Source organism: Actinomadura harenae, from assembly GCF_003696215.1.
Classification (GTDB): Bacteria; Actinomycetota; Actinomycetes; order Streptosporangiales; family Streptosporangiaceae; genus Spirillospora; species Spirillospora harenae.
Genome location: NZ_RFFG01000019.1, coordinates 89,523 through 114,764 on the forward strand (window position 1 = coordinate 89,523; position 25,242 = coordinate 114,764).

Here is a 25,242-nt window from a genome sequence, read left to right on the forward strand (position 1 = left end):
GCCTCAGTCCTCCGACTCGATCACGGCCAGCACCTCGTCCAGGGCGACCTGGGACCCGGTGCGGACCGGCAGGGACGTCACCACTCCGGCGCGCGGCGCGGTGACGGTGTGCTCCATCTTCATGGCCTCGACGACGACGAGCGGCTGGCCCTCCTCGACCTCGTCGCCTTCGGCGGCCTTCACGGCGAGAACCGTCCCGGGCATCGGGCTGCGCAGGACGCCGTCGCCGGTGACGGCGGACACGCCGGTGCTCTCGGCGCGTTCGTGTTCGGCCAGGGCCCAGGTCCGTCCGCCGCGTCCCAGCCACAGGGTGCTGTCATCGCGCGCGCACGAGAAACGGATCGTCCGGCCGCCGTAGATCAGGACCAGCTCGGAACCGTCGCTGCGGAGAGAAGCCCGTACGGGCTCGCCTTCGCCGACGATGACCTGTGCGGCGGACGCGCGGCCTTGCACACGTACCTCGACCGGATCCGATCCGGCCGGGGTGATGAGCCAGGGCGTCCAGGCCGGACGTCCGGGACGCCAGCCGTCCGGGATGGCCCACGGGTCGGCGTCGCCGGTCTCCAGGGAGAGCATCCGCTCCAGCGCGGCGGCGGCCAGGACCTCGTCCGGGACGTCGCGCAGGCCGTCGGTCAGCGCGTCCAGGGACCGCTCGACCAGGCCCGTGTCCAGATCGCCGGACGCGACCGACGGCTCGGACAGCAGCCGCCGCAGGAACGCCACGTTCGTCGTGACGCCCAGCAGGTCGTACGCGCTGAGCGCCCGGTCGAGGCCGGTCAGCGCGGCGGCGCGGTCCGGCGCCCAGGCGATGACCTTGGACAGCATCGGGTCGAACGAGCCGCCGACGACCGTGCCGATCTCGATGCCGGAGTCGACGCGGGCGTCCGAGCCGGACGACAGCGCCAGGACGCGGCCGCCGGTCGGGAGGAAGCCGCGCGCCGGATCCTCGGCGTACACGCGCGCCTCGACGGCGTGCCCGTTCAGCTCCACGTCCCGCTGGCCGAACGGCAGCGGCTCGCCGGAGGCGGCGCGGAGCTGGAGTTCGACCAGGTCAAGTCCCGTGACCAGCTCGGTGACCGGATGCTCGACCTGGAGGCGGGTGTTCATCTCCATGAAGAAGTACTCGTCGGGACGGTCGGCCGAGACGATGTACTCGACCGTGCCCGCGCCGACGTAGCCGACCGCGCGGGCCGCCGCGACGGCGCTCTCGCCCATCCGCGCCCGCGCCTCGGGCGACAGCAGCGGCGACGGCGCCTCCTCGAGGATCTTCTGGTGCCGGCGTTGCAGCGAGCACTCGCGTTCGCCCAGGTGGACGGCGTTGCCGTGGGCGTCGGCGAAGACCTGGATCTCGATGTGCCGGGGGTTCTCGACGAACCGCTCGGCGAGCAGCGTGTCGTCCCCGAAGGACGTGCGGGCCTCGCGCCGCGCGGACGCGATCGCCTCCGGCAGCTCCTCGGCCGTCCGGACGAGCCGCATGCCCTTGCCGCCGCCGCCCGCGGACGGCTTCAGCAGGACCGGGAGGCCGACCTCCAGCGCGGCGGCCTCGAGCTCCTCGTCGGACAGGCCCGCCTCGTCCCGTCCGGGGACGACCGGGACGCCGGCCGCCGCGACGGTCCGCTTCGCGCGGATTTTGTCGCCCATCGCGTCGATCGCGGACGCGGGCGGGCCGACGAAGACGACAGCGGCGTCCTCGCACGCGCGCGCGAAGGCCGTGTTCTCCGCGAGGAACCCGTAACCCGGGTGGATCGCGGACGCGCCGCTCGCGCGCGCCGCGTCCAGCACGGCCTCGATGGACAGGTAGGACGGGATCTCGACGGCCTCGTCCGCGTGGGCCGTGTGGAAGGTGTCGCCCGCCGTGTGGACCGCGACCGTGCGCAGCCCGAGCCGCCGCGCGGTGCGGAACACCCGGACGGCGATCTCGCCCCGGTTGGCGACCAGAACGCTTTCGAACATCTCGTCCCTCACATCCGGAAGACGCCGTAGCCGACCGGCTCCAGCGGCGCGTTCGCCGCGGCCGACAGCGCGAGACCCAGCACCCGGCGCGTGTCGCGCGGGTCGATGACGCCGTCGTCCCACAGCCGGGCCGTGGAGTAGTACGGGTTGCCCTGGTCCTCGTACTGCTCGCGGATCGGCGCCTTGAACAGCTCTTCGTCCTCGGCCGACCAGGCGTCGCCGAGCTGGTCGCGCCGGACGGTGGCCAGGACGCTCGCGGCCTGCTCACCGCCCATGACCGAGATCCGGGCGTTCGGCCACATCCAGAGGAAGCGGGGCGAGTACGCCCGTCCGCACATCGCGTAGTTGCCGGCGCCGAAGGAGCCGCCGATGACGATGGTGAACTTCGGCACGCGCGCGCACGAGACGGCCGTGACCATCTTGGCGCCGTGCTTGGCGATGCCGCCCGCCTCGTACTCGCGGCCGACCATGAACCCGGTGATGTTCTGCAGGAACACCAGCGGGATGCTGCGCTGGTCGCACAGCTCGATGAAGTGCGCGCCCTTCTGGGCCGACTCGGCGAACAGGATGCCGTTGTTGGCGATGATCCCGACCGGGTGCCCGTGGATGTGCGCGAACCCGGTGACCAGGGTCGTCCCGAACTCCTTCTTGAACTCCTGGAACCGGGAGCCGTCCACGACGCGGGCGATGACCTCGCGGACGTCGTAGGGGGTGCGGGCGTCCGGGGGGACGACGCCGTACAGCTCGTCCGGGGAGAACAGGGGCTCGGCGGGGTCGGCGCTCGTCCAGGGGCGCGCCTCGCGCGGGCCGAGCGTGCCGACGATGTTCCGGACGATCGACAGCGCGTGCGCGTCGTTCTCCGCGAGGTGGTCGGTGACGCCGGAGATCCGCGAGTGCAGTTCGCCGCCGCCGAGTTCCTCGGCCGTGACGACCTCGCCGGTCGCGGCCTTCACCAGCGGCGGGCCGCCGAGGAAGATCGTCCCCTGGTTCCGGACGATCACCGCCTCGTCGCTCATCGCCGGGACGTACGCGCCGCCCGCCGTGCAGGACCCGAGCACCGCCGCGATCTGCGGGATGCCGTGCCCGGACATGGTGGCCTGGTTGTAGAAGATGCGGCCGAAGTGCTCGCGGTCGGGGAAGACCTCGTCCTGCTTCGGCAGGAACGCGCCGCCCGAGTCGACCAGGTAGACGCACGGGAGGCGGTTGTGGAGGGCGACCTCCTGCGCGCGCAGGTGCTTCTTGACCGTCATCGGGTAGTAGGTGCCGCCCTTGACGGTCGCGTCGTTCGCGACGACCACGCACTCGCGCCCGCTGACCCGCCCGACGCCGGTGATGATGCCCGCGCCCGGCGCGTCGTCCCCGTACATGCCGGTCGCGGCGAGCGGGGACAGCTCCAGGAACGGCGAGCCCGGGTCGAGCAGCGTGTCCACCCGGTCGCGGGGCAGCAGCTTGCCGCGCTTGACGTGCCGCTCGCGGGCCCGCTCCGGCCCTCCGCGCGCGGCGGTGTCCAGCCGGTCGCGCAGCTCGGCGGCCAGGGCCTCGTTGTGCGCGGCGTTGGCCTTGAAGGCCTCGCCCGCCGGATCGGCGCGCGTGCCCAGCACAGGCCCGGATCCGGTTCCGCTCCCGCTCACCCGGTCATCACCCGCCCTCGTGGAGTTAATGCTCATTAACAAGTGCGATGTTAACGCTCATTAACAAGGTTCGTCTACACTCCCATCATGACCGACGCGCGCCCGGCCAGCCCGCGCAGGGCCGAGATCCTCGCGGCGGCCGCCGACCTGTTCGCCCGGCGCGGCTACCACGGCACGTCCATCGGCGACCTCGGCGGCGCCCTGGGCCTCACCGGGCCCGCCCTCTACCGGCACTTCCGGGGCAAGGACGCCGTCCTCGCCGAGATCCTCGTCGACATCAGCGAGCGGCTGCGCGACGAGGGGACCCGCCGGGCCGCCGCGCCGGACCCGTCCGCGGCCCTGGACGCCCTGCTCGACTGGCACATCTCGTTCGCGCTCGACAACCCCGCGCTGATCACCGTGCACGAACGCGAGCTCGACAACGTGCCCGAGCCCCAGCGCCACCAGGTCCGGCGCGTCCAGCGCGCCTACGTCGAGGAATGGGTCGCCGTCCTGCGCCGCCTGCGTCCGGACGAGCCGGAGCAGCGGATCCGCGCCGCCGTCCACGCCTGCTTCGGCCTGCTCAACTCCACGCCCCACAGCGCGACCGGGCTCGACCGCCCGGCCATGGCCGCGCTCCTGCACACGATGGCGCGCGCCGCCCTCTGCTGTTAGCGGGAGGGCGGACAGAGCGCTAGCAGGAGGACGGGCGGCCGTTGAGCGCCTTGGCGACGTCGTGCGCGAACGAGTCGGCGCCCCCGGCCGTCCCGTCGAAGATCTTGTTCGAGCACTCGCGGAACGTCGCGGAGAACGTCGGGTAGTGCTCGGTCTCCGGACGCGGCAGCGCCCGGCCCAGGGCCGTCACGACGGCCTGGCCCAGCTCGGTGAGCTGCTGCTGGTTCGGCAGATCCGGATCGCCCGGCGCGGGCGGACGGCCCGTCAGCGCGGAACACGATCGCGCCTGGACGTCCGCGGGCGACCGTTCGGCGGGCGTCAGACCGAGCGCCGAGTACCGCGCGGGCGCGAAGCCTCCACAGGAGAACAGCTGGCGCTGGGCCGCCGTCCCGGAGAGGTAACGCACGAGGTCGGCGCTCGCACCGGGGCTGGGGGAGTGGGCCGAGATCGCGAGGTTCTGCCCGCCGAGCACGGTGTGCCCGGGAAGCGGCGCGACATGGAACAGCAGGCGGTCTCCGCTCGCGCGCATGCGCGGCTCCGTGGCGAGCGCGGAGAACGCGTACGGCCAGTTCCGCATCAGCTTGTCACCGTTGGCGAACGCGGTGATGGCGTCCTGCTCCTGATACTGGCGTGACGTCTTGAGCGATGTCTGGACCCTCGCGGTGAGGCGGCGGATCGCGGGGTAGACGCGAGAGCTCAGGGCCTTCTCGTCCGTGCGCGCGTTACCGGTGAGGACGTGGGCGGCGCCGTCGTTCCACACGTCCTCCAGGACGTTGACGGTCAGCCCCTCGTAGTCGGCGAGCTGTGCGTCGTACCCCTGCTCGACGAGATCCGACCAGGTGGTGGGCGGTGTCGTGCCCTCGTGGTAGTAGAGCAGGCCCACGTCCACGTTGAACGGCACCGCGTACTGGGCGCCGCGCCACTGGCCGGTGCGCAGCGCGGCTGGGATGAAGTCGGCCGTGTCGGACAGGTTGGTGAACTTCCTGAGGTATCCGGCTTGGGCGAACTGCGCCGTCCACGTGTTGTCCATGATCAGCACGTCGTAGGCGCAGCCGCCGGACTGCTCGACCGCCGCGAGCTGGCTGTGCTGCAGGTCGGTCGAGTCGGACACCTCGACCAGGCGCGCGTGCCGGTGCGGCCGCCCGTCCGGGTAGGACGAGGCGTTCCACTGCTTGATCAGCGCGCGCCGCTGCGCCTTGAGGCTCACGTCCGTCCCGCCCGCGACCACCAGGTCGTCGCGTCCGCAGTCCCCGGCGAGCGCGTGGTAGGGCGCGCTCGGATGGATCTGCGACACGAACCCGGCCGCCAGGACGGCGAGGGCTCCGACGGAAGCGCACAACAGCACGGCACGGCGCGAGAAATGCGTGCCGTGATGCCTCGGCTCGTGCGCGCGCGTCTCCCCGCCAGAAGGCGGAGGCACATCTGGGGGTCTCCGCTCGGATCCGGTGGCGTCTCCCGTTCCGGAACCGTTCTCCTGCACGGGGTCACCCGAGCCGTTCGGTGTGCCCCGTTCAGGACGGGACGCCTCCGGCGGGTCGCCGTCACGAGACGGAGGACGAGCCGGACGGTCGCGCTCCTCTTCTTCACCGTTCATCGCAGTCCTGAAAGGAATTGGGCGGCCTGCTCCTGTTCGGGGGCGCCGGTAAGGGCGACGCAGCTGCCGCGGCCGGGGCCCATCGCGGACGTGATCTGCTTGATGTGCGCCGTGCCGCAGCCCGCCGGACCGGTGAGGACGACCGTGAGGCGCAGATTCGGGTTGGCCGAGCGGAACGGACCGGCGAGCCACGCGGCGGTGCCCGAGAGGCCCGGATTGCTGCCCGCGCTCTCGCCGTCCGTGACGAGGATCAGGTCCTCCCGGCCGCTGGACAGCCCCGCACCGGAGATCGCGGTGCGGAGCGCCAGGTCACCGCCGGTCGTCGTGATCGCCTGGAGCTGGTTGGCGACCTGGTCCTTCTGGTCGGGCTGCGCGTCCCGCGCCTGGACGTTGCCGAACGTCACGGGACTGCGCGGATCGGCGGACGACGAGAACACCTGGAGCCCGACGCGGTCGGACCCCTGGAGCTGCTCAACGAGGCTCTGCAGGAACGTCACCGCCCGATTGAGGCGGGTGCCTCCCGACGCCGGTCCCGTCGCCGCCGGGGACGGACGGACCGCCGGAACCGACCCGGCCGCCTGGTCCATCGAGCCCGAGACGTCCAGCATCAGCGTCGCCGCGACCTTCGGGCGCGCGGCCGCGAGCCGGTCCAGCGCGGTCTGCACCGCGGGCGCGCCCTTCAGCCGGACGCCCGGCGGCACCGCCCGCTCGCCGACCATGCCCTGAAGGCGCGACAGGTAGAAGTGCGAGGAGTCGCCCTCCGGCGGCGCGGGGATCTCGCCGTTGCCGTCCCGGAGCCCCTGCTCGGCAAGCGGGTGCCCCGACAGCCAGGACCGCAGGTCGCCGATCGCGTCGGTGCGTGCGCGCGTGTCCTGCCCGCGCCAGGTCAGCTGGACGAACGGGTAGTCCATGGTCGGCAGGTCGACCGCGTAGTAGGGGCGCAGCTGCCAGCGCGCGCTCGAGGTCGACGCCACGTCGGCCCGTCCGCAGCGGTCGCCGAGGGCCCGTCCGGCGTCGTAGTCGGCGAGCACCTGCTCGGGGACGGCCACGGCGACGTCCGACGGAGGGTCGGCGCCCTGCGCGGCCTGCGCCCGGAACCGGCAGAGCAGCGTCACCGCGTCGGGCGCGACGAGGTCGGGCGGGCTCGCGAACTTCTCGTTCGCCGCCGGGGACGCCCCCGGCCGCGCGTCGTACAGGGCCGGGGTGACCTCCAGCGCGGCCGACGACGTGTCCGGGACGGGACGGGCTATCCCGCGCAGTCTCACGCCCGCCTGCGCGATCTGTGCCAGCAACGCGCTCGTGCTCGCCTTGAGCGGCGCGCTGTAGGGGCTCGCGACCGCCGTGTCCGCCTTGGGGAACAGGGCGAGCACCATCGGCGAGGTGCCGAGCGAACGGCTGAGCAGCCGAAAACGCGGATCGCCGCCCGCACCCGTCTGCCCCGGCGTCCCGCCCGCCTGGTCGCCGGGGGTGCCCGTCAGTCCGCCGCCGATGCCCGTCTGCCCGCCGCCGGTGTCCGCCTGCCCGCTGTGCGGGACGAAGTCGAGTTCGGCGCTGGTCGCGGGGATCCACACGTCCGGCTGGGGGCCGAGGAGCTGCTGGTCGTCGCCCGTGTCGCTGCGCCGCCAGAGCCGGCTGAACGCGTCGTAGAGCGCGACCGGGCCCGGCTCCGGGACGACCGTGACCGTGTAGCGGCGGCACCCGCCGTCGGTGCGGTCGGCGACGAACTCCGACGCCGCCGCGCGCAGCGGCGTCAGCATCTCCGGCGCGGACATCACGCGCAGCTCCAGCGGCTGCCCGCACGGCTGCGCCGCGTCCCGCAGCGCCCGGACGCCGAATGCCGTGAGCAGCACGATCACCATCACCAGGGCGCCCGCGAGCAGGCACGCCAGCCCCTTCGCCGCCCACGTCAGCGTCGTCGTCGCGCCCCCGAGAACGCTGCCCACCCGCTCCGGATGCGACCTCCAGACCAGCACCGACACGGTCACCAGCACCGCGAGCGCGACGACCGTGTTCAGCCAGAAGATGCCGTGGAAGGCGCTCACCAGCAGGCCGATCAGAACGGACGAGCACAGCTCGTACGCCGTCACCTCGGCGAACCGCCGCAGGGGCGTGCGGCGCTCCTCCGGCGGGGGCGGGCCGTGCGCGCCGGGGGGCGGGGTGCTCTCGGTCTCCGGACCGTTCATCCTGGCCTCGTCGTCGCGTGCCGTCCGCACGGCACGTGCTGCCGATGACCGTCGCGCGGGTGCCGCCCCGATCGGTCACCACGCCGTCAGTCACCGCTTGCTGTCGCCGAATCGCTCCCAGCGTAGTGAGCGCGAAGCGGTCGCGGACCGAAAATCCGCGACCATGATCGGCCGTTTGTTTCCGGTTCGGTGGAGGAACCTCGGCGTGAGCGATTGCCTCCCGGAGATCAGCGGGCGGTGTTCCGGCGGGCCTCGAGGAGGAGCGTGTAGTCGTGCGCGCCGGTCAGGACGGCCTGGTGGACGGCCCGCGCGATCCGCGCGCCCCAGACCGAGCGCGGACCGGCGAACGGCTCGGGCTCCCGCGCTCCGCCGGTTCGGGCGCGGCCACGCAGATCGCGTCGGACGCCGTCCCGGTGCCCTGGTAACCGGCCTCGATCAGCGCCTGGGACTTGGCCTCGGTCGCCGTCATCACCGCGTTGACCAGCGCGGCGTCCGTCAGCGGGACGGGAACGGACACGACGATGTTGATCGTCCCGGGACGCGGGAACGTGCCGTCCAGCCGGATCGGGGCGAGCTCCGGGTCGTCCTCGCCGGCCGGGGCGGCCGCCCACGTCGGCACCCGCAGCCCGACGGTCGCGGACACCTCCACGCCGCCGTCCCCGGCCCGCTGCGTCCGTTCGACGGACGCGGCGGTCAGCATCCCGACCCCCGGTCCTTCGAGCCCGTACGCGGCGGCGAGTTCATGGAGGTGGTCGACCGGGTCCATGCGCGAGTAACCGCCCGCGACCTGCGCGTTCAGCACCCACCGCGCGGACGTGACGCCGCCGCCGAGCATCGCCGACGAGATCATCCGGAGGCCGCCGCCCGGCCGCCACACCGTGGCCGCCAGGCGCGCGCCGTCCTCCTCGCGCCAGTGCAGGTCGACTCTCACCCGGCGGCTCCCCCGGCAGGACGGTTCGGACGTTCCAGCGCCAGCAGCGGGCGCCCCTCCGCATCATGGGCCACGCTGACGTGCGCGTCGAAATGGGCGGCGACCGTCTCGCGGGTCAGCACGTCCGCGGGCGCGCCGGACGCGGCGACGTCACCGTCCGACAGCAGCACCAGGCGGTCCGCGTACTGCGCCGCGAGCGTCAGGTCGTGGATCGTCGAGACGACGGTCAGGCCGTCCGCGAGGCGCAGCCGGTCGATCAGCTCCATGACCTGCTGCTGGTGGCCGATGTCGAGCGCGGTCGTCGGCTCGTCCAGGAGCAGGACGGGCGTCTGCTGGGCCAGCGCCCGGGCCAGCACGACCCGCTGGCGCTCACCGCCCGACAACTGGTCGAGAGCGCGCGCCGCCAGGCCCGACAGGTCGAGCCGCTCCAGCACCTCGGCGGTCACCGAGCGGTCGTGCGCCCCCTCGCGTCCGAAATGCGGGATGTAGGGGGAACGCCCGAGCAGTGCGTAGTCGAACACGGTCATCCCGGGCGGCAGTTTCGGGCTCTGCGGGGCATAGGCGACCAGCCGTGCCCGCTGGCGGGGACGCAGCGCGCGCACGTCCCGTCCGGACACCTGGACCGAGCCCCGCCCGTCGCACAACCCGAGCACGGCCCGCAGCAACGTCGACTTCCCGGCGCCGTTCGGGCCGATCACCGCCGTCCAGGAACCGCCCGCGACCTCCAGGGAGACCGACCGCAGCACCCGGCGCCCGCCCAGCTCGACGTCCAGGTCCCGCACCGAGACCGTCATACGTCCACCTGTCTGCGGGTCGCGCGGAGGACGAGCACGAAGAAGGGGCCGCCGACGAACGCCGTGACCACGCCGAGCGGCAGCTCGGCGGGCGCGACGACGGTCCGCGCGACCAGGTCGGCGAGCTCCAGGAAGGCGCCGCCCACCAGCAGCGACAGTGGCAGGACGATCCGGTAGGACCCGCCCGCGAGCCGCCGCACCAGGTGCGGGACGACGATCCCGACGAACGCGATCAGCCCGCTCACCGCGACGGCGCAGGCGGTGGCGAGGGAGGCGGCGAGCAGGACCAGCAGCCGCACCCGCGCCGCCGACATCCCGAGCGTCGTGGCCTCCTCGTCGCCCACCGCGAGGACGTCGAGCAGGCGGCCGTGCGTGAGCAGGACGACGACCGCGATCAGCGCGTACGGCGCGACCATCCGCAGCTGGCCCCAGTCGGCCGTGCCGACGCCGCCGAGGATCCACGCGAAGATCCTCTGGAGCTGCTGCGAGTTCGCCTGCTGCAGGAACGTCTGGACGGCCGACAGGAAGTTCGCCACCGCGACCCCGGCGAGGACGAGCGTGCCCGTCCCGCCGCCGGGCCCGCCGCGCGACGCCACCTGGCCCAGCCCGTAGGCCATCAGGACGCCGGTGATGGCGCCCGTGAACGCCGCCGCCGGCACGGCGAAATCGGGCGATCCGGGCAGTGCGACGATCGCGAGCGTCGCGCCCACCCCGGCGCCGGCCGCCGCGCCGAGCAGGTACGGATCGGCGAGCGGGTTGCGGAAGACGCCCTGGTACCCGGCTCCCGCGATCGCGAGCAGCCCGCCGACCAGCGCCGCCATCAGCACGCGCGGAAGCCGCAGTTCGAAGAGCACGTTGTGCTCGACCACGCTGAGCCCCGAGTCGACGTGCACGAACGGGATCGTGTCCGCGAGCGCCTTCAGCACCCCGGAGACGGGCAGGCCGGCCGCCCCGACGAGCAGCGCGGCCAGCATCGTCGCGGCCAGCACGGCGAGCGCGACCACGAGCTGGACGGGCCGTAGCCGCGCCCGCTGCTCACGGCGGGCGCGGGGGGCGAGCCCGCGCAGCCGTGAGCGCGGGCCGGCGGACGTCACCTGGAGGCCGACGTCATCGGCCGGCGCGCCGGACCGGTCGTCCGGTCCTCCGCGGCGGCGGTCACTTGGCGGCCGACGCCTTCTGCACGGCGGCGGCGATGCTCTTGACGAACTCCGGCAGCCTCGGGCCCCAGCGGGACGCGATGTCGTCGTCGAGCGCGACCGTGTTCTGCTTCTTCACGGCGGTCAGGTCCGACCAGCCGGGACGCTTGCCGACCGACACCGCGGACTGGCCGCAGCACTTGGTGTCGGCGAGGAAGATCATGTTGGGGTCGCGGCGCAGCAGGTACTCCTGCGACAGCTGCGGGTAACCGCCGGACGCCTTGTCCGCGGTGTCGGCGATGTTCTCCAGCCCGAACAGCCCGTACACCTGGCCGATGAAGGTCTTCGAGGTCACGGTGTGCAGCTGGTTGTCGAGCTCGTGGTAGTAGCTCAGCTTGTGGCCACTGGTGGCCTTGCTCGCGCTCGCCACCGTCTGCTGGATGCCGGTGCGCATCTGCTCGGTCAGCTTGGTCGCCTCGGCGGTGTGCCCGGTGGCCTTGCCCAGGTCCTGGATCTCGTCGTACACCTGGTCCAGCTTGGTCGCGGCCGGCTCGAGCAGCACCGGGATCTTCACCTTGGCCAGCGCGTCGACGATGCCGTCCATGTCGTCGGACAGGACGACCAGGTCGGGCTTGGTCGCGATGATCGCCTCGGCGTTCGGCTTGAAGCCGCTGAGCTTGCTGCGCGGCGCGTCAGCCGGGTAGTTGGACATGTCGTCCACGGCCGTCACCTGCTTGCCCGCGCCGATCGCGAACAGCGTCTCGGTGTGCGTGGGGGACAGCGACACGATGTGCTGCGGCGTCGCCGGGATGGTGACGCTGCCGTTGGCGGCCTGGACGACCACCGGTCCTGCGCCGGAGGTCTTGCCCTTGTCCTTGCCCGAGTCGCCGGAACCGCCGCAGGCGGACGCCAGCGCCATGACGCCGATCACGAGGGACGCGCCGAGCGCGCGAACGGGTCTCACAGCCTGCCTCCAGGGGCAATGGCGGCACGCGGCCCGCGGGGGACGGACCGGCCCTACCGCGGGGTCGAAGTCGTCGGCGTGCGGCAAGGCGACCTGGCTCGGCCTCGGGGGAGGCCATCACAGTTGCGGGACAGCGCCGGGGTCACACCGGACTTCGCTCAGCACACGCTTGATCTGCAACGTTATCAGCAGGCCGGCGCTCCGGCGCACCCCCGGCCCTTGACGGAGTGAGTACTCACTCCGTAGCGTGGAGGCGGATCGGACCTCACCTTGGGAGATGTGCCGTGACCATCAGGCTCAACCACACGATCGTTCCCGCCGCCGACAACGAGGCCGCCGCGCGCTACCTCGCGGCCGTGCTCCACCTGGAGTACGGCGGCCTCCACCCCGTCGCCCGGCACTTCGCGCAACTCCGCATCAACGAGGAGCTGACGCTCGACTACATGACCATCCCGGACGCCCCCGGCCACCACCTGGCGTTCGATGTGGACCCGGTCACGTTCGACGCGGCCGTGGCCCACCTGCGCGCGCACGGGCTGCCGCACGGCGACGGCCCGGGCACGCACACGAACGGCCAGGTGGACGAGCGCCACCCCACGGGCGGACGCGGCGTCTACTTCGCCGACCCGTCCGGCAACCTGTACGAGCTCATCACCTCATCCTGAGCCGAGCCCAGCAGGGGACGCACGCGCGCGCAGAACTCCTCGACCGCCGCAGGATCGGGCCGCTCGTCCTCGGCGAACATCGCCCCCTGGAGAGCCGGGCCGAACGCGTCGAACCGCTCCATGTCCGCCCTGCGGACGGGCTGCACGACGAAATGAATGTGGCCCGGCTCCCCACCCGCGTGAGACCACAGGCACACGTACACCTGTTCCGGCCGGACGAGTTCGGTGACCGCGGCCGAGACCCGCCGGAGCAGCGGCCCGAGCGCCGCGCTTTCGGACTCGTCCAGGTCGGCCACGTGCAGGACGTGGCGCACCGGTTTGACGACGAGCGTGCCGACGCCCAGCGGGCCGACGGCATGCTCGACCACCCAACCGCCATGCTCGGCGACGCGTCCACCCGGCAGCGGACGCCTCCCGTCCGCCAACTCACACGCCAGACACCCCGCGTGTACGCGCGCGTTGCTCACGGCTCGCGCACGGGGTCGGAGGCCACCCGGTCACGGGCTTCACAGAAGAAGTCGTGGACGGCCGTCGCGCCGGGCAGCAGCCTCAGCGGACGCGCCGCTCCGAAGGGCGCGTTCCAGAACGCTCCGACGCGCGTCCGCCAGGGCCCCGCATAGGCGTAGGGCTCGGACAGGTAGGCGTCCCCTGGGGAGACGCCGTAGTTGACCTCGTCCACGGTGATCGCGACGTCGAAGTGCTCGGGCCACAGGATCGGCCGCTCGGACGGCGCGAGCCTCTGCAGGGCCTCCAGACCCCATGCGAAGGCGCGCTCGATGGCGGCGGCCTCGCCCACCTCCAATCCGATGGTGTCGTCCGGGTCGAGCCCGCTGCCCTCCTTGTAGACGCCCTCGGGACGTCCGACCTCCACGTCCGCGGCCGAGGCCACCTCGCGGAACGTCAGGCCGTTCATCGGCACCGCGCGCTCGCCCACGATGAGCTCCGTCCCGCGCACGCGCAGGAGGGGCCTGGCCACCGTGCCGAAACCCCCGTCCGTCACAGCGAGCTCGATCGATCCGCTCGTGCGGAACTGCGGTCCCGCGAGAACCATCTCGGCGACGCCGTGCAGTGCGCGTCGCGTAGTTTCCGCCATCATTTCCGTCACCTCTCCGCCATCCTCTGCCCCCGGCTCCACAAGTCCATGTCCATGTCCATGGCTCCGCCCTGCGGACCGGGTCGAACTTCACGCTCTGGCTAATGGCCACCGCCCGGAGACAACGCTAGGGCCCAGGCACCTCGACTACTCGGTCATTCATGTGTTCCCCATAGAAAGCCACCTGCCGGGCCATGACTTCACGCATGGCCGCGTCCTTGGAGACGCCATAGACGACTCCCGGAAAGTCCATCTGTTGTTGAATTTCCCAAATGTCGTTATGGCTCTCGGGTGAGAGGAGTCGCGCGGGCACGCCGACCGCCACCCAGCCGATCGGCACGACCGTGCCCGCCTCCAGACGCGACCCGACGTGCAGGACGCTGTTGATGCGCATCTCCGCCCGTGCTCCGACGACCGAACCGGGGAACAGTGACGTTCCGGTGGCGAGGAACGCTTCGTCCTCGACCGTGGCGCCGTTGACATGGGCGTGCGGGCCGATGAGCACCGCCTCGCCGATCCGCGCCGGATGGTCCCTGCGTCCGCGCACGAGAGCGTTCTCCATCACCACGACGTTCGACCCGAGGGTCACCTCGCCGTCCTCCGCGCTCAGCACCGCGCCGTGCAGGACACGGCAGTTCTCCCCGAGAGCGACCGCTCCGCACAGGACCGCCGTCGGCGCCACGTACGCCGATGCGGGGACGATGGGACGGCGGCCTCGATGCTCGATCTGCATGCGAATCCTCCGTGACGTTCGAGTTATCCACAGTTGCGCGGGTGACTTCCGATCGGGCGGCCGGTGTCGCGACCATGGATTTCGTGACCGCTATGACCTGGACGAAAACGTCCGACCACACGATCCGTCCGCTCGCCGACGGTCGGCCCTGCCGACTCACCGAGGTCCTTCCCCCGGGTGCCGTGATCGCACGCGCTGCCGCCGCCTGGCTCTGGGGGCTGGACGTCCTGCCTCCCGGCGTCCGCGGGAACGAGGAGGAACTCGACCTCATCCTGCCTCCGGAGAGCGCACCGCCCGACGCCGAGCCCGACCCTCGCTGGGTGCCGCTACCGCCCGAGCACGTGACCACGCGTGACGGTGTTCGGCTGACGACCCTCACGCGCACGGCCTTGGACTGCGCGCGCTGGCTGCCCCGCCTGGACGCCGTCGCCGCCGTCGATCAGTTCCTGCGGGCCGGGGTGGGGGAGGGCGAGTTGCGTGCGATGGCCCGTGAGGTACCCGGCTACCAGGGCGTCCGCCGGCTGTCCGAGGTCTTCCGCCTCAGCGACCGGGGCGCGGCCTCACCAGGAGAGAGCTGGACCCGCGTCCTGATGATCCAGGCGGGCTTCCCGCGTCCGCGCACACAGGTCGCCGTTCCCGGCCCGCACGGCGAACGGCTCTACATCGACCTCGGCTACGAGCAATGGCGCGTCGGGCTCAAGTACGACGGCGAGCGCCATCACACGGGCCGCCGCGCCCGCGCCCACGACGACGGGCGCCGCCGCTGGCTGCGCCGCCAGGGCTGGCAGATCATCCCCGTCACCCGGGACGTTCTGCCGCGTCCGGGGCCGTATCTCGAGGCGCTGCTCACCGCGCTGCTCGACCACGGCTGGCACCCGGACGACCAGGCCATGGACCGCCTGGCCACTCATCTGGCCCGGCTCCGCAACGGCACCTCGCGCCGCGCCCAGGCCGCCAACCCGCCCACCCCGCCGTCCCTGCCCTCGACCTCGGAACCGCCGCGGTCGACGTCACCCCCCCAGAAAGGCAGCACCATGACTCCCGCCACCATGCCGGTGCCGCATTCGACTCACCCGATGAGCGTCCCCGGAGCGGCCGAAGGCGCCCGGCGCTCAGGTCGCCAGGGAAACGGCCGGCAGGCGGAGCGTGCGATACGCGATGAGGCCGATCGGAACGGGCGCCCAGTACGTGACGGCCCGGAAGAGCAGCACGGCCTGCAAGGCGGGCGTGGTGGGGGTGCCGAGCGCCGCCAGCGCGGTGAGCAGGGCGGCCTCGGTGGTGCCCATGCTTCCGGGGAGCGGGATCGCCGCGCCCGCGGCGGCTCCGAGAAGGTACGCGGTGAGCAGCGGAAGCGTGTCGTCGGCGCCGGTCATCGTGCCGGGCACCGCTTGGACGCTCAGGGCGAACGCCATCGCGAGAACAAAGGTGGTGCCGGCCGAGCACGACAGCGTGAGGGCCAGATCGGCCGGGCGGCGGCACAGATCGCTCAGGCCCGTCAGAGCACGGGCGACGGCCGGCGAGTGGACGACGCGGCGCCCCCAGCGAAGCGCGACGGGCAGCAGCACCAGCGCGGCCGGAACGAGGAGAAGGGCGAGCGGCGAAAGGAGATGAGGGTTGAGATGGTCACCACCGCCCAGCGCCAGTGCACCGGCAATGAGCAGCAGGTCGGAGGGGGCACCCGCCGCCTGGAGGACGGCGACGGCCACGAGCGCGCTCGCGAGGGGCATGCCACGGGTCACCAGATAGCGGGCGTTCACGGCGGCGGCGCCGAGCCCGCCCGGTGTGACGCGGTTGGCGGCGGCCGCGGTGAACTGGGCGAGGATCGTCCGGCGCAGTGGGAGCACCATCCCGGACGCGCCGCGCAGCGCGATGGCCGCGAAGACGTAATGCAGAGCCGCGAGCCCCGCGAGGAGAGGAAGGAACTCCCAGCGGGCGTCCCCGAGCGCCACGAACGCCTCCAGGGCACGCCTGACGCCCTGCGTGAGAACCAGCGCGGTGACGATCGCGGCGAGCGGGACGAGCGCGACCGCGATCCGGATCCCACGGGACCGGGCGGCGGCGGTCCGCGCCCGGTCGAACAGTGCGATCGCCGCGCCGGGCCGGGGGACGGCGTCGCCGGCCGGGGCGGGGATCCCGGCGGGAACCGCGGACGCCGAACCGGCGGCGATGTTCTCCACAATGAAGTTGTCGGCGATTTCGGTGACGTTCATGCGGCGACTGGATTCACTTTGGGAAAACGGTGGCCGCAGGATGGGAATGATCGCCGCAGTGCGCGGTTATGCGGCGGGTTGATACCGGTCTTCGCGGGTTTGTGCGCCGATGTAGCGGAGCATCCGGCGCAGCGCGCGATGGTTGAGCCCGCTCGGGACCATCCGGTACCCCTGCCGGTGGGCGAGCGCGAGCGCCCCGAACCGTGCCTGGTCGAGCGGCGTCCAGGGAATGTCGAAGCGGTCCCGGACGAGCGTCGGCAGGCAGCCGAAGGTGATGAGGCGCAGCGGGCGCTCGGCGACGAACCGTCCGGCGCGTTCGAGCCGCGCCCCGCCGACCGGCATCAGCGTGACCGTCTCCGACCCGTACTGCGCGATCTCCAACGCGCGCGCCGCGGCGGGCGTGAGCTCGAGGCGCTCGGCGCACACGCGCCAGAACTTCGCCCGGAAGGCGGCATGGTCGGCGGGCACGGGACGCATGCTCACCCCGTAGCGCGAATACCAGGTGACGGTCTCGGCGTAGAGGCGCTCGCGGTCCTCGGCCGTGAGGGTCTCCGGGTGGAACATCTCGACCGAGCGGAAGATCTCCCAGGTGAACGTCGCGTGCGCCCACCAGAAGGTCTCGGGGTCGAGCGCGTGGTACCGCCGGTTCCGCTCGTCCACGCCACCGATGGCGCGATGCAGGTCGCGGATGGCGCGTGCGCGGTCCGGCCCGTCCGGCGCGAGGATCGTCGCCCAGATCTGCGGCACCGACCGGTGGATGCGGTCGAACGGCGCGTCGAAGAACGCCGAATGCTCCGACACCCCCGCCCCGATGCCCGGGTGCATCAGCTGCATCAACCCGGCCGCGGCCCCCGGAAGCAACGACCGCAGATCCCCCGCGTAGCGCCGCAACAGGGACGGGCTCTCGGCGGCTCCGGTCCCGGACGAGGTCGTCATCCCACCTCCCGGTAATCACTCACTTATCAGACTGGAGGCCCCTGAGACGAAAGTCAATATTTGTCTCATCCTCACCCGCGTCATGCCACCCGACCACCCCACAAGGCGCCCGCGACCTGTGCATTCCGCCGAGTGCCCTCACCACCCCGCCACCCTCCGAACCCAACCGTCGTCCGTCCGCCCCCGTAGCCCGCGCACCCGCTCTCCTGGAGGGGAGGGCGACGCTCGGAACGAGGTGCCTGGCGTGTCGTGAGGGCCTGGGGAGCCCTACCTGACGTTCCTATCCGGGGCGTGGAGGTGGTGGTGGGGCGTGCCGTCCGGCGAGGGGGTGGGGGCCGGACGGCACGCGCTTTGGGAGTGGGTGGTGCTTTGGGGAGTGGCGCGGGTGGGGTTAGGAGGCTGGTTTGTAGACGGCTACGGCGCAGGCGCTGCCCAGGCCGATGTTGTGCTGGAGGGCGACGCGGGCGTTCTCGACCTGGCGGGCGTCGGCCTTGCCTCGGAGTTGCCAGGTGAGTTCGGCGCATTGGGCGAGGCCGGTGGCGCCGAGGGGGTGGCCCTTGGAGATGAGGCCGCCGGACGGGTTGACGACCCAGCGTCCGCCGTAGGTGGTGTCGGCGGCGTCGACGAGTTTGTGGCCCTCGCCGACCGGGGCCATGCCGAGGGCCTCGTAGGTGATGAGCTCGTTGGCGCTGAAGCAGTCGTGGAGCTCGATGACGTCGACGTCGTCGATGGCGACCTCGGCCTCGGCCATGGCGCGGGCGGCGGCGCGCCGGGTGCAGCCGAAGCCGACGACCTCGATGGACGAGTTGTCCTCGAACGACTCGGCGGTGTCGGTGGAGATGTGGTGTCCGGCGATCTCGACGGCCTGGTCCCAGAGGTCGTGCTCGTCGACGAAGCGTTCGGACGCGATGACGGCGGCGGCCGCGCCGTCGGAGGTGGGGGAGCACTGGAGCTTGGTGAGCGGATCGAAGATCATCTTCGCGTTCTTCACGTCGTCCAGGGAGTACTCGGTCTGGAACTGCGCGTACGGGTTGTTCACCGAGTGCTTGTGGTTCTTCCAGCCGATCCACGCGTAGTGCTCGGGAGCGGAGCCGTACTTCTCCATGTGCTCCCGTCCGGCGTTGCCGAACATCTGCGGCATGGGGGCCTTGTCCATCTCCCAGGGGCGTCCAGCGGTCATGGAGCGCAGGTGGTGGTCGATGATCGTCACGGACGACGCGCCCATGCCCGCGCCCAGCGAGCCCTTCTGCATCTTCTCCATGCCGAGGGCGAGGACGCAGTCGGCGAGTCCGCCGCGCACCGACTGCCGGGCGAGGTACAGCGCGCTCGAGCCGGTGGCGCACGCGTTGGAGACGGTCATGACGGGGAGCCCGGTCATGCCGACCTCGTACAGGGCCCGCTGGCCCATCGCCCCGTACACCGACCCCGCGTACGCCTGCTCGACCAGGCCGTAGGCGACGCCCGCGTCGGCGAGCGCCTTGCCCACGGCCTCCTTGGCCATGTCCGGGTACTCCCAGTCGCGGGAGCCCGGCTTCTCGAACTTGGTCATGCCCACGCCGACGACGAAGCTGCGGTTGACCATCGGGCTCGCCTCCAGATGCCGAATCGGGTTCGGGGACACGATAACCCGAACGACCAATCGAGCGCTCGCTTGGGTCCCGGGTGTGCGCGTCGGCGCACGTCGACCCTTGGAGCCGGTCCCCGGCGAGTGCGCCGATGTGGCCCGGGTGGATGCCGACGCGGGCGGGGAGGAAGCCGAGGCGGTCCGAGCGGACGGCTGTGGTCAGCCGCGCGCGGACCGCCCGACGGTCAGTCCACGGAGGTGCGGAGGGCGGCGGTGAAGGCGTCGATGTCGGCTTCGGTGGTGTCGAAGGCGCACATCCAGCGGACCTCGTCCGAAGGGTCGCCGTGGAAGAAGAAGCGTTCGCGCAGGCGTTCGGCGGCCTTCTCGGGGAGGCGGGCGAAGACGGCGTTCGCGTCGACCGGACGGATGATCTCGACCCCGGCGACCTCCGAGACCCGGTCGGCGAGGAGGCGGGCCATGGCGTTGGCGTGCCGGGCGTTGCGTTGCCACAGGTCGCCGTCCAGGAGGGCGACGAACTGCGCGGACAGGAAACGCATCTTGGACGCCAGCTGCATGCTCGACTTACGGAGGTAGTCCGTGCCGTGCGCCGCGTCCTGGTTCAGGACGACCACCATCTCGCCGAGCATCATGCCGTTCTTGGTGCCGCCGAAGGACAGCACGTCCACGCCGACGTCGGTGGTGATCGCACGGAGCGGGACGTCCAGGGACACGGCCGCGTTCGCGAGGCGGGCGCCGTCCATGTGCAGGGACATGCCGCGCTCGTGCGCGCACGAGGCGAGCGCCGCGATCTCGTCCGGCGTGTAGACGGTGCCGACCTCGGTGACCTGAGAGATCGACACGACGGCGGGCTGGGAGCGCTGGACGTTCCCGAAGCCGGTCGCGCGGCGGGCGACCGCCTCCGGCGTCAGCTTTCCGTTCTCGGCGGGGACCGGCACCAGCTTCAGGCCGCCGACATGCTCGGACGCGCCGCACTCGTCCTGGTTGATGTGCGCGGACTCGGCGCAGATCACCGAGCTCCAGCGCTCGCACATCGCCTGGAGGGCGACGACGTTCGCGCCCGTGCCGTTGAACACCGGGAGCGCGGAGGCCTGCGGGCCGAAGTGGCGTTCGACGACGCGGTCGAGGCGCTCGGTCCAGGCGTCCGAGCCGTAGGCGAGCTGGTAGCCGGTGTTGGCCTCGGCGAGCGCGGTCATCACCTCCGGGTGGATGCCTGCGTGGTTGTCGCTGCCGAATCCGTGGTGGACGTCAGAAGAGCTCAAGGAGGGATCCGTTCAGTTCGGAGGTGGGCCGGTTCCAGAGTCCGGCGACGGTCGCGGCGAGGTCGTCCACCGTCGTGAGTCCCGGCTTGGCCTCGCTGACCAGCGCCTTCACGACGAGGATCGTGGCGGCGCCTCCGGCGTCGGCCTCGGACGCGAAGGAGGCGGCCATCGCGAGCGTCCAGGTCTCGGCGGCCGCCTTGGCCGCGCCGTAGGCGGCGGAGCCCGCGTCGGGGTGCCGGGCGGCGGGCTGGGAGACCATCGCGAAGCGTCCGGCGGGCGCGTCGCGCAGGACGTCGTGGAAGGCGAGCGTGGTGTGCTGGAGCGTCCGGACGACCTGGTCGTGCAGGAACGTCCAGTCCGCGAGGTCGGTCCCGGCGAAGGACGGCGCACCGCGCCAGCCGCCGACCAGGTGGATCACCCCGTCCACGCGGCCGTGCCCGGAGATCACCTCGTCGGCGAAGCGGCGGGTCGCGTCCGGATCGAGCAGGTCGACGGCGGTGGGGACGATCCGCGGGGAGTCCCACTGCCGGACGCCGCGTCCGGCGGCGACGACGAGCGCGCCGTCGCCGGCCAGGCGCTCGGTCACGGCGCGCCCCGAGGCGCCGTTCGCGCCGGTCACCACGACCACCCGGCCGTCGGCGCTGGAGGTTTCGGTCATGATCGTATTCTGCCCGCCTACCGGACCACTCGCGGCCTCCAGCCCGGCATCCGCGACCCCACACGAGGGGGACGCCTACGTCGAGGGCCGTGTGGTGCGGCCTCGGCTTGTCCGTGTGCGGGAAGTGGGCCTCTACAGAGGTGCCCGGCCGAGCCTTCGGGCACGCCCGCGTGCAGGAGGAAAGGCCTCCAACGGGGGCGTGTCCCAGGCGAGTGTGTCGGCACCGAGCACGGCGCATGGAGCGCGAAGCAGGTGGCACGGTGCGCGGGGGTGGGGGTCAGTCAGTTGGAGGGGCAGGCCCCACCCGCAGCGTCACCACCAACATCATCAGGGTCAGTTGGAGGCGGGGATCTTGGCGAGGTGGGCCACGTCGTTGTAGACGACCGGGGTGAGGCGGTCGCCGCCGCGGCGCCAGCGGGTCATCGAGGCGTTGGCGATCGAGTCCTTCTCGATCTCCAGGACCTCCTGCTCGGTGAGGTTCTCCACCAGGTAGCGGGTGGTCACGACGATCGCGTCGTGCGCGACGACCAGGACGCGCTGGCCCGCCGCGTCCTCCGCGAGGTCGCGGTAGAAGGAGCGGAGCCGCAGTGCGAGGTCGGCCCAGGACTCGCCGGCGGGCGGGCGGTAGTAGAACTTGCCGAGCTTGAGCTTGCGCTCGAACTCCTCGGGGTGGCGCCGCCGGATGCCCGCGCCGGTCAGGCCCTCGAGGATGCCCTGGTCGCGGTCGCGCAGCCGCTCGTCGATCTGGACGGGCAGGTCGAACGGCGTCTCGTCCAGGGCGATGCGGGCGGTGTCGAGCGCGCGCCGGAAGGGGGACGAGTAGACCAGCGTGGGGCGCTCGTCGGCGGGGACGGCGGCGAGCCAGCGGCCGAGGTTGGCGGCCTGCGCGCGTCCGAGGTCGGACAGCGGCACGTCCGCGTCGCGCTCGGTGATGCCGCTCTCCTCCAGCCCGTGCGCGTGCGCCTCGCGCCACGCGATGTTGGCGGTGCTCTCACCGTGCCGGGTCAGGTTCAGCCACTCCAGCGCCTTCACAGGCGCCATGATTCCACGTCCGATCCGTCCGTCTCGACCCCGGTTCCGTGCCGTTTCCGTGTGCCGCCGTCCTCGATACACGTCCGGACGTGCCGCGCGCCACCTCGCGGCCGGATGTTCTACAGCGCGTAGTACTCTTGGTGGCCTATGACGAACGCCCTGGCCACCGTGATCATCGTGGTGTCGCTGCTCGCCGCCGCGTACAGCCTGTGGAGCGCCTGGCGGAACCGGGCGATGGGCGTGCCGCACCTGGTCGCGCTCGGCGTGCTCGAAGTGCTGCTCGTCACACAGGCGGTGGTGGGGTTCGTGAAGCTGTCGGGTCACGAGGGCCCGACCAGTTCGGCGACCTTCGTGGGCTACCTGCTGGCGATCCTGCTGATCCCGCCGGCGGGCGCCGGATGGGGGCTGCTCGAGCGGTCGCGGTACGGGCCCGGCGTGATCGTCGTGGCCTGCCTGGCCGTCGCCATCATGATCGTACGAATGCAGCAAATCTGGCAGGGGACCCATGCCTGACCGTCCCGAAGCGACCACGCGCAGCGGACCCGGCCGGCTGCTCGTCGCCGTCTACGCGTTGTTCGCGCTGGCGGCCGGCGCGCGCGCCGGGGTGCAGATCGGCACCAAGTTCTCCGAGGCGCCGGCCGCCTACGTGCTGTCGGCCGTCGCCGCGGTCGTCTACGTTCTCGCGACGGTGGCGCTCGCGCTCGGCGGGCGGACGTCGCGGCGGGTCGCCGTCGCCGCGTGCTCGGTGGAGCTGCTGGGCGTGCTGGTCGTCGGGACGCTGAGCCTGGCGGACGCGTCGGCGTTCCCGGACGCGACCGTCTGGTCCGGCTTCGGACGCGGCTACGGGTACGTGCCGCTCGTCCTGCCGGTCATCGGGCTCGTCTGGCTGTGGCGCACCTCCCGGACGGACGGCCGGGCCGAGGCCCTCACCGGCGAGGGCGCCGGCTCCGCCTGATCCGGGTCGCCGGGCGGCGCGCCGTGTCCTGGAAGTGCGGGCGGTGCGCGGTGCGGCCCGACCCGGGAGGTCGTCCGGGTCGAAGCGGCCGCCCCGCGCACCGCGAACCCCCTCCCCGGGGTCCTCTCCGGCGCCGCCTGGACAGGGTCCGGCGGCGTCCGGACGGCGGTGGTGGCTCACCCGTGCCTCACGCGGCGGCCGCTGGGCGGCCGCCGACGGGCAGCACGTGCACCGTCGCGCGGGCGAGCTTCTCCACCTGCTCGGCGGAGTAGTCGGCGGTGTGGTTCTTGTGGATCCAGCGGAGCATGCGGAACGGCGTGGCGAACACGACGCCGTCGGCCTCGAAGGGGGAGCGGGCGAGGCGTCCGCCGTGCACGATCAGCAGCGGGCGGACGGTGATCTTCTCGCCGGTCTCCTCGGTGAGCAGGCGCTCGATGGTCTCGGCCGAGCCGGTCAGCCGGGCCATCAGCTTGGTCTGGGTGCGGCCGTCGACGAACACCTTGCCGCCGTAGGGCGCGATCTCGGTGTCCGGATGCCACGCCTCGTTGTGGATCAGCCAGATCCCGCCGGGCCCGACGAGGACCTCGTCCGCCTGCTCGTGGCCGGGGACGGTCCGCGCGTGCAGCACCCGGTGACCGCGCCTTTCCACGGTGTTCCGGAGCAGCCGGTCGGTGCGCCGTTCGCCGCGCAGCCCGCGCCGCCACACGCTGGAGGCGTTGTAACCGCGCCAGTGGAAGAAGAGGTCCAGAAGTGACACCACAACGGCCATCACGATTCCGAACACGGCGTTCACGAGGGCGCCGCACAGAATGAGCGTCAGCACGGCGAATATGGCACGGTTCCGAAGTCTGGTCTTACGTCCGCGTTCCCACAGCTCCGCGTACACGGCCTGTGGCGTTCCGCCAGTGAACGCCGTCCTGTCGCGAAGATAGATGGAGCTGCCGCCCATCACCCGTCCCTCCCTCGCACCTGCGGTGACGACTCCAATTATGGGGATACCCGCGAGATTGGGACAGCCCGTCATGGGGTGAGGGAACTGAGGCCGAAGAGCTACCGAAGCGCAAGAGATATTGCTATGGGGGCGTTCCTCCGAAGGTTCTTCGGCACGCTCTTGACCTTGGGTTTAGAACGTTCTACGCCGGAAAGGCGAAATGCTCGGTGAAACTATCGCCGCAAGGGTCGGTTCCGGTTTCGCCGTCGTGATCTTGCTCACAGTCGGCGTTCGGTGCCCGGTTCGCGGCGCTCCGTAGGGACGGCCACACTGGACGGATGCACGCCGACCGCCGCGCCGCCCTCGCCGGACTGCCCGTTCGGACCGTCGTCCCCGCCCTTCGCCGGGCACTCGGCGGACGGGGCGTCGCCGTGCTCGCGGCCCCGCCCGGCACCGGCAAGACGACCTACGTTCCGCTCGCCCTCGCCGGTCTTCTCGACGATGCCGAGGGGCCTGAGCGGCCCGGGCGGATCGTCGTCCTCGAGCCGCGCCGCCTCGCCGCCCGCGCCGCCGCGCGCCGGATGGCGTGGCTGCTGGGGGAGAAGGTCGGCGAACGCGTCGGCGTGACCGTCCGGGGCGAGCGGCGGCCCGGCTCGGCCGTGGAGGTCATGACGACGGGCGTGCTGCTCCAGTGGCTGCGGAACGACCCCGAGCTGGACGGCGTCGGCACGGTGATCCTGGACGAGTGCCACGAGCGGCACCTCGACGCGGACACGGCGCTCGCGTTCCTGCTGGACGTGCGCGCGACACTCCGTCCCGACCTGCGGATCGTCGCCGCGTCGGCCACCGCCGACACCGGGCCGTGGGCGGAGCTGCTGGGGCGAGAGGACGAGGCGCCCGCGCCCGTCGTGGAGGCCGAGGCCGTGCTGCACCCGGTGGACGCCGTATGGGCGCCTCCGGAGCGTCCCGTCCGGCCGCCGCACGGGATGCGCGTCGATCCGGCGCTGCTCGCGCACGTGGCCGCGACCGTCCGGCGGGCGCTGGCCGAACGCGACGGCGACGTGCTCTGCTTCCTGCCGGGCGTCGGCGAGATCGCCCGGGTCGCCGGGATGCTCGGCGGGGTCGCCGCGGACGTCCTCCAGGTGCACGGGCAGGCCCCGGCCGCCGTCCAGGACGCCGTGCTCGCCCCGCCGGACGGCCGCCGCCGCGTCGTGCTGGCGACGTCGGTGGCCGAGTCGAGCCTGACCGTCCCGGGCGTCCGGATCGTGGTGGACGCCGGGCTGGCCCGCGAGCCGCGCACCGACCACGCGCGCGGGCTCGGCGCGCTGACGACCGTCCGGGTGTC

At 72.4% G+C, this 25,242-nt stretch carries 24 protein-coding genes; 5 read left to right on the top strand and 19 right to left on the bottom strand.

All coding sequences use genetic code 11. From position 1 onward, the window contains the following. Positions 1–3: 3 nt before the first annotated feature. Together EBO15_RS13360 and EBO15_RS13365 are read right to left on the bottom strand one after the other, a co-directional pair. Entirely contained in the window at positions 4–1,953 is a 1,950-nt protein-coding gene (locus tag EBO15_RS13360; RefSeq protein WP_122194683.1) for an acetyl/propionyl/methylcrotonyl-CoA carboxylase subunit alpha, read from the bottom strand. Between the two features lie 8 nt (positions 1,954–1,961). After that, entirely contained in the window at positions 1,962–3,554 is a 1,593-nt protein-coding gene (locus tag EBO15_RS13365) for a carboxyl transferase domain-containing protein (protein ID WP_233616165.1), read from the bottom strand. A 117-nt stretch (positions 3,555–3,671) separates the two neighbouring features. On the opposite strand from EBO15_RS13365, the gene EBO15_RS13370 reads away from it, so the two are divergent. Then, positions 3,672–4,238 (top strand): SACE_7040 family transcriptional regulator, encoded by a 567-nt coding sequence (locus EBO15_RS13370; protein ID WP_122194685.1) that lies wholly within the window; start codon positions 3,672–3,674, stop codon positions 4,236–4,238. Between the two features lie 19 nt (positions 4,239–4,257). Here the strand turns inward: EBO15_RS13370 and EBO15_RS13375 are convergent, their stop codons facing one another. From EBO15_RS13375 to EBO15_RS13400, 6 genes are all read right to left on the bottom strand, one after another. Beyond that, entirely contained in the window at positions 4,258–5,583 is a 1,326-nt protein-coding gene (locus tag EBO15_RS13375) for an extracellular solute-binding protein (protein ID WP_158628216.1), read from the bottom strand. 245 nt (positions 5,584–5,828) lie between these two features. Beyond that, positions 5,829–8,015 (bottom strand): vWA domain-containing protein, encoded by a 2,187-nt coding sequence (locus EBO15_RS13380; protein ID WP_122194687.1) that lies wholly within the window; start codon positions 8,013–8,015, stop codon positions 5,829–5,831. 283 nt (positions 8,016–8,298) lie between these two features. After that, positions 8,299–8,946 (bottom strand): adenosylcobinamide amidohydrolase, encoded by a 648-nt coding sequence (locus tag EBO15_RS13385; protein WP_325051906.1) that lies wholly within the window; start codon positions 8,944–8,946, stop codon positions 8,299–8,301. Beyond that, on the bottom strand, positions 8,943–9,740 hold the full coding sequence (locus tag EBO15_RS13390; RefSeq protein WP_122194688.1) for an ABC transporter ATP-binding protein: 798 nt from the start codon (positions 9,738–9,740) through the stop codon (positions 8,943–8,945). Before EBO15_RS13390 ends, EBO15_RS13385 begins: the two co-directional genes overlap by 4 nt. Further along, positions 9,737–10,744: a FecCD family ABC transporter permease gene (locus EBO15_RS13395; RefSeq protein ID WP_233616166.1), complete on the bottom strand. Its 1,008-nt coding sequence runs from the start codon at positions 10,742–10,744 to the stop codon at positions 9,737–9,739. The genes EBO15_RS13390 and EBO15_RS13395 overlap by 4 nt, the downstream gene beginning before the upstream one ends. A 151-nt stretch (positions 10,745–10,895) precedes the next feature. After that, a complete protein-coding gene (locus tag EBO15_RS13400; protein WP_122194689.1) occupies positions 10,896–11,840 on the bottom strand; it encodes an ABC transporter substrate-binding protein in 945 nt (314 codons plus the stop codon). Positions 11,841–12,124: 284 nt separating this feature from the next. On the opposite strand from EBO15_RS13400, the gene EBO15_RS13405 reads away from it, so the two are divergent. Continuing rightward, complete coding sequence (locus EBO15_RS13405; protein WP_122194690.1) at positions 12,125–12,505, top strand: VOC family protein; 381 nt, start codon at positions 12,125–12,127, stop codon at positions 12,503–12,505. On the opposite strand, the gene EBO15_RS13410 is transcribed toward EBO15_RS13405, so the two are convergent. The 10 genes from EBO15_RS13410 to EBO15_RS13455 form a co-directional block, all read right to left on the bottom strand. Continuing rightward, positions 12,454–12,873 carry an HIT family protein gene (locus tag EBO15_RS13410; protein WP_199744514.1) on the bottom strand — a complete coding sequence of 140 codons (420 nt, stop codon included), beginning with the start codon at positions 12,871–12,873 and terminating at the stop codon, positions 12,454–12,456. The two genes, EBO15_RS13405 and EBO15_RS13410, sit on opposite strands and share 52 nt — an antisense overlap. Before the next feature lie 95 nt (positions 12,874–12,968). Beyond that, positions 12,969–13,601, bottom strand: coding sequence for a hypothetical protein (locus tag EBO15_RS13415; protein ID WP_199744515.1), 633 nt, complete (start codon positions 13,599–13,601; stop codon positions 12,969–12,971). A gap of 124 nt (positions 13,602–13,725) precedes the next feature. After that, a complete protein-coding gene (locus EBO15_RS13420) occupies positions 13,726–14,331 on the bottom strand; it encodes a gamma carbonic anhydrase family protein (RefSeq protein ID WP_122194692.1) in 606 nt (201 codons plus the stop codon). Between the two features lie 560 nt (positions 14,332–14,891). After that, positions 14,892–15,197: a hypothetical protein gene (locus EBO15_RS13425; RefSeq protein WP_147481482.1), complete on the bottom strand. Its 306-nt coding sequence runs from the start codon at positions 15,195–15,197 to the stop codon at positions 14,892–14,894. 246 nt (positions 15,198–15,443) lie between these two features. Then, positions 15,444–16,541, bottom strand: a complete 1,098-nt coding sequence (locus tag EBO15_RS13430; RefSeq protein ID WP_122194694.1) for a lysylphosphatidylglycerol synthase domain-containing protein — start codon at positions 16,539–16,541, stop codon at positions 15,444–15,446. Between the two features lie 66 nt (positions 16,542–16,607). Next, positions 16,608–17,477 (bottom strand): oxygenase MpaB family protein, encoded by an 870-nt coding sequence (locus EBO15_RS13435; RefSeq protein WP_122194695.1) that lies wholly within the window; start codon positions 17,475–17,477, stop codon positions 16,608–16,610. Positions 17,478–17,868: 391 nt separating this feature from the next. Beyond that, positions 17,869–19,059 (bottom strand): thiolase C-terminal domain-containing protein, encoded by a 1,191-nt coding sequence (locus EBO15_RS13440; protein WP_122194696.1) that lies wholly within the window; start codon positions 19,057–19,059, stop codon positions 17,869–17,871. A 227-nt stretch (positions 19,060–19,286) separates the two neighbouring features. Next, positions 19,287–20,321, bottom strand: coding sequence for a threonine aldolase family protein (locus EBO15_RS13445; protein ID WP_233616162.1), 1,035 nt, complete (start codon positions 20,319–20,321; stop codon positions 19,287–19,289). After that, entirely contained in the window at positions 20,308–20,979 is a 672-nt protein-coding gene (locus EBO15_RS13450; RefSeq protein WP_122194698.1) for an SDR family NAD(P)-dependent oxidoreductase, read from the bottom strand. The genes EBO15_RS13445 and EBO15_RS13450 overlap by 14 nt, the downstream gene beginning before the upstream one ends. 333 nt (positions 20,980–21,312) lie before the next feature. Further along, positions 21,313–22,020 (bottom strand): histidine phosphatase family protein, encoded by a 708-nt coding sequence (locus EBO15_RS13455; RefSeq protein WP_122194699.1) that lies wholly within the window; start codon positions 22,018–22,020, stop codon positions 21,313–21,315. Positions 22,021–22,158: 138 nt separating this feature from the next. Here EBO15_RS13455 and EBO15_RS13460 point away from each other — a divergent pair, with 138 nt between their 5' ends. Together EBO15_RS13460 and EBO15_RS13465 are read left to right on the top strand one after the other, a co-directional pair. Next, positions 22,159–22,524: a hypothetical protein gene (locus EBO15_RS13460; RefSeq protein ID WP_122194700.1), complete on the top strand. Its 366-nt coding sequence runs from the start codon at positions 22,159–22,161 to the stop codon at positions 22,522–22,524. Beyond that, on the top strand, positions 22,517–22,966 hold the full coding sequence (locus EBO15_RS13465) for a hypothetical protein (protein WP_122194701.1): 450 nt from the start codon (positions 22,517–22,519) through the stop codon (positions 22,964–22,966). The genes EBO15_RS13460 and EBO15_RS13465 overlap by 8 nt, the downstream gene beginning before the upstream one ends. A 187-nt stretch (positions 22,967–23,153) precedes the next feature. On the opposite strand, the gene EBO15_RS13470 is transcribed toward EBO15_RS13465, so the two are convergent. Next, entirely contained in the window at positions 23,154–23,789 is a 636-nt protein-coding gene (locus EBO15_RS13470; protein ID WP_233616163.1) for a nuclease-related domain-containing protein, read from the bottom strand. Positions 23,790–24,235: 446 nt separating this feature from the next. On the opposite strand from EBO15_RS13470, the gene EBO15_RS13475 reads away from it, so the two are divergent. After that, the coding region (locus tag EBO15_RS13475; RefSeq protein WP_147481483.1) for a DEAD/DEAH box helicase at positions 24,236–25,242 on the top strand (1,007 nt) is incomplete at its 3' end.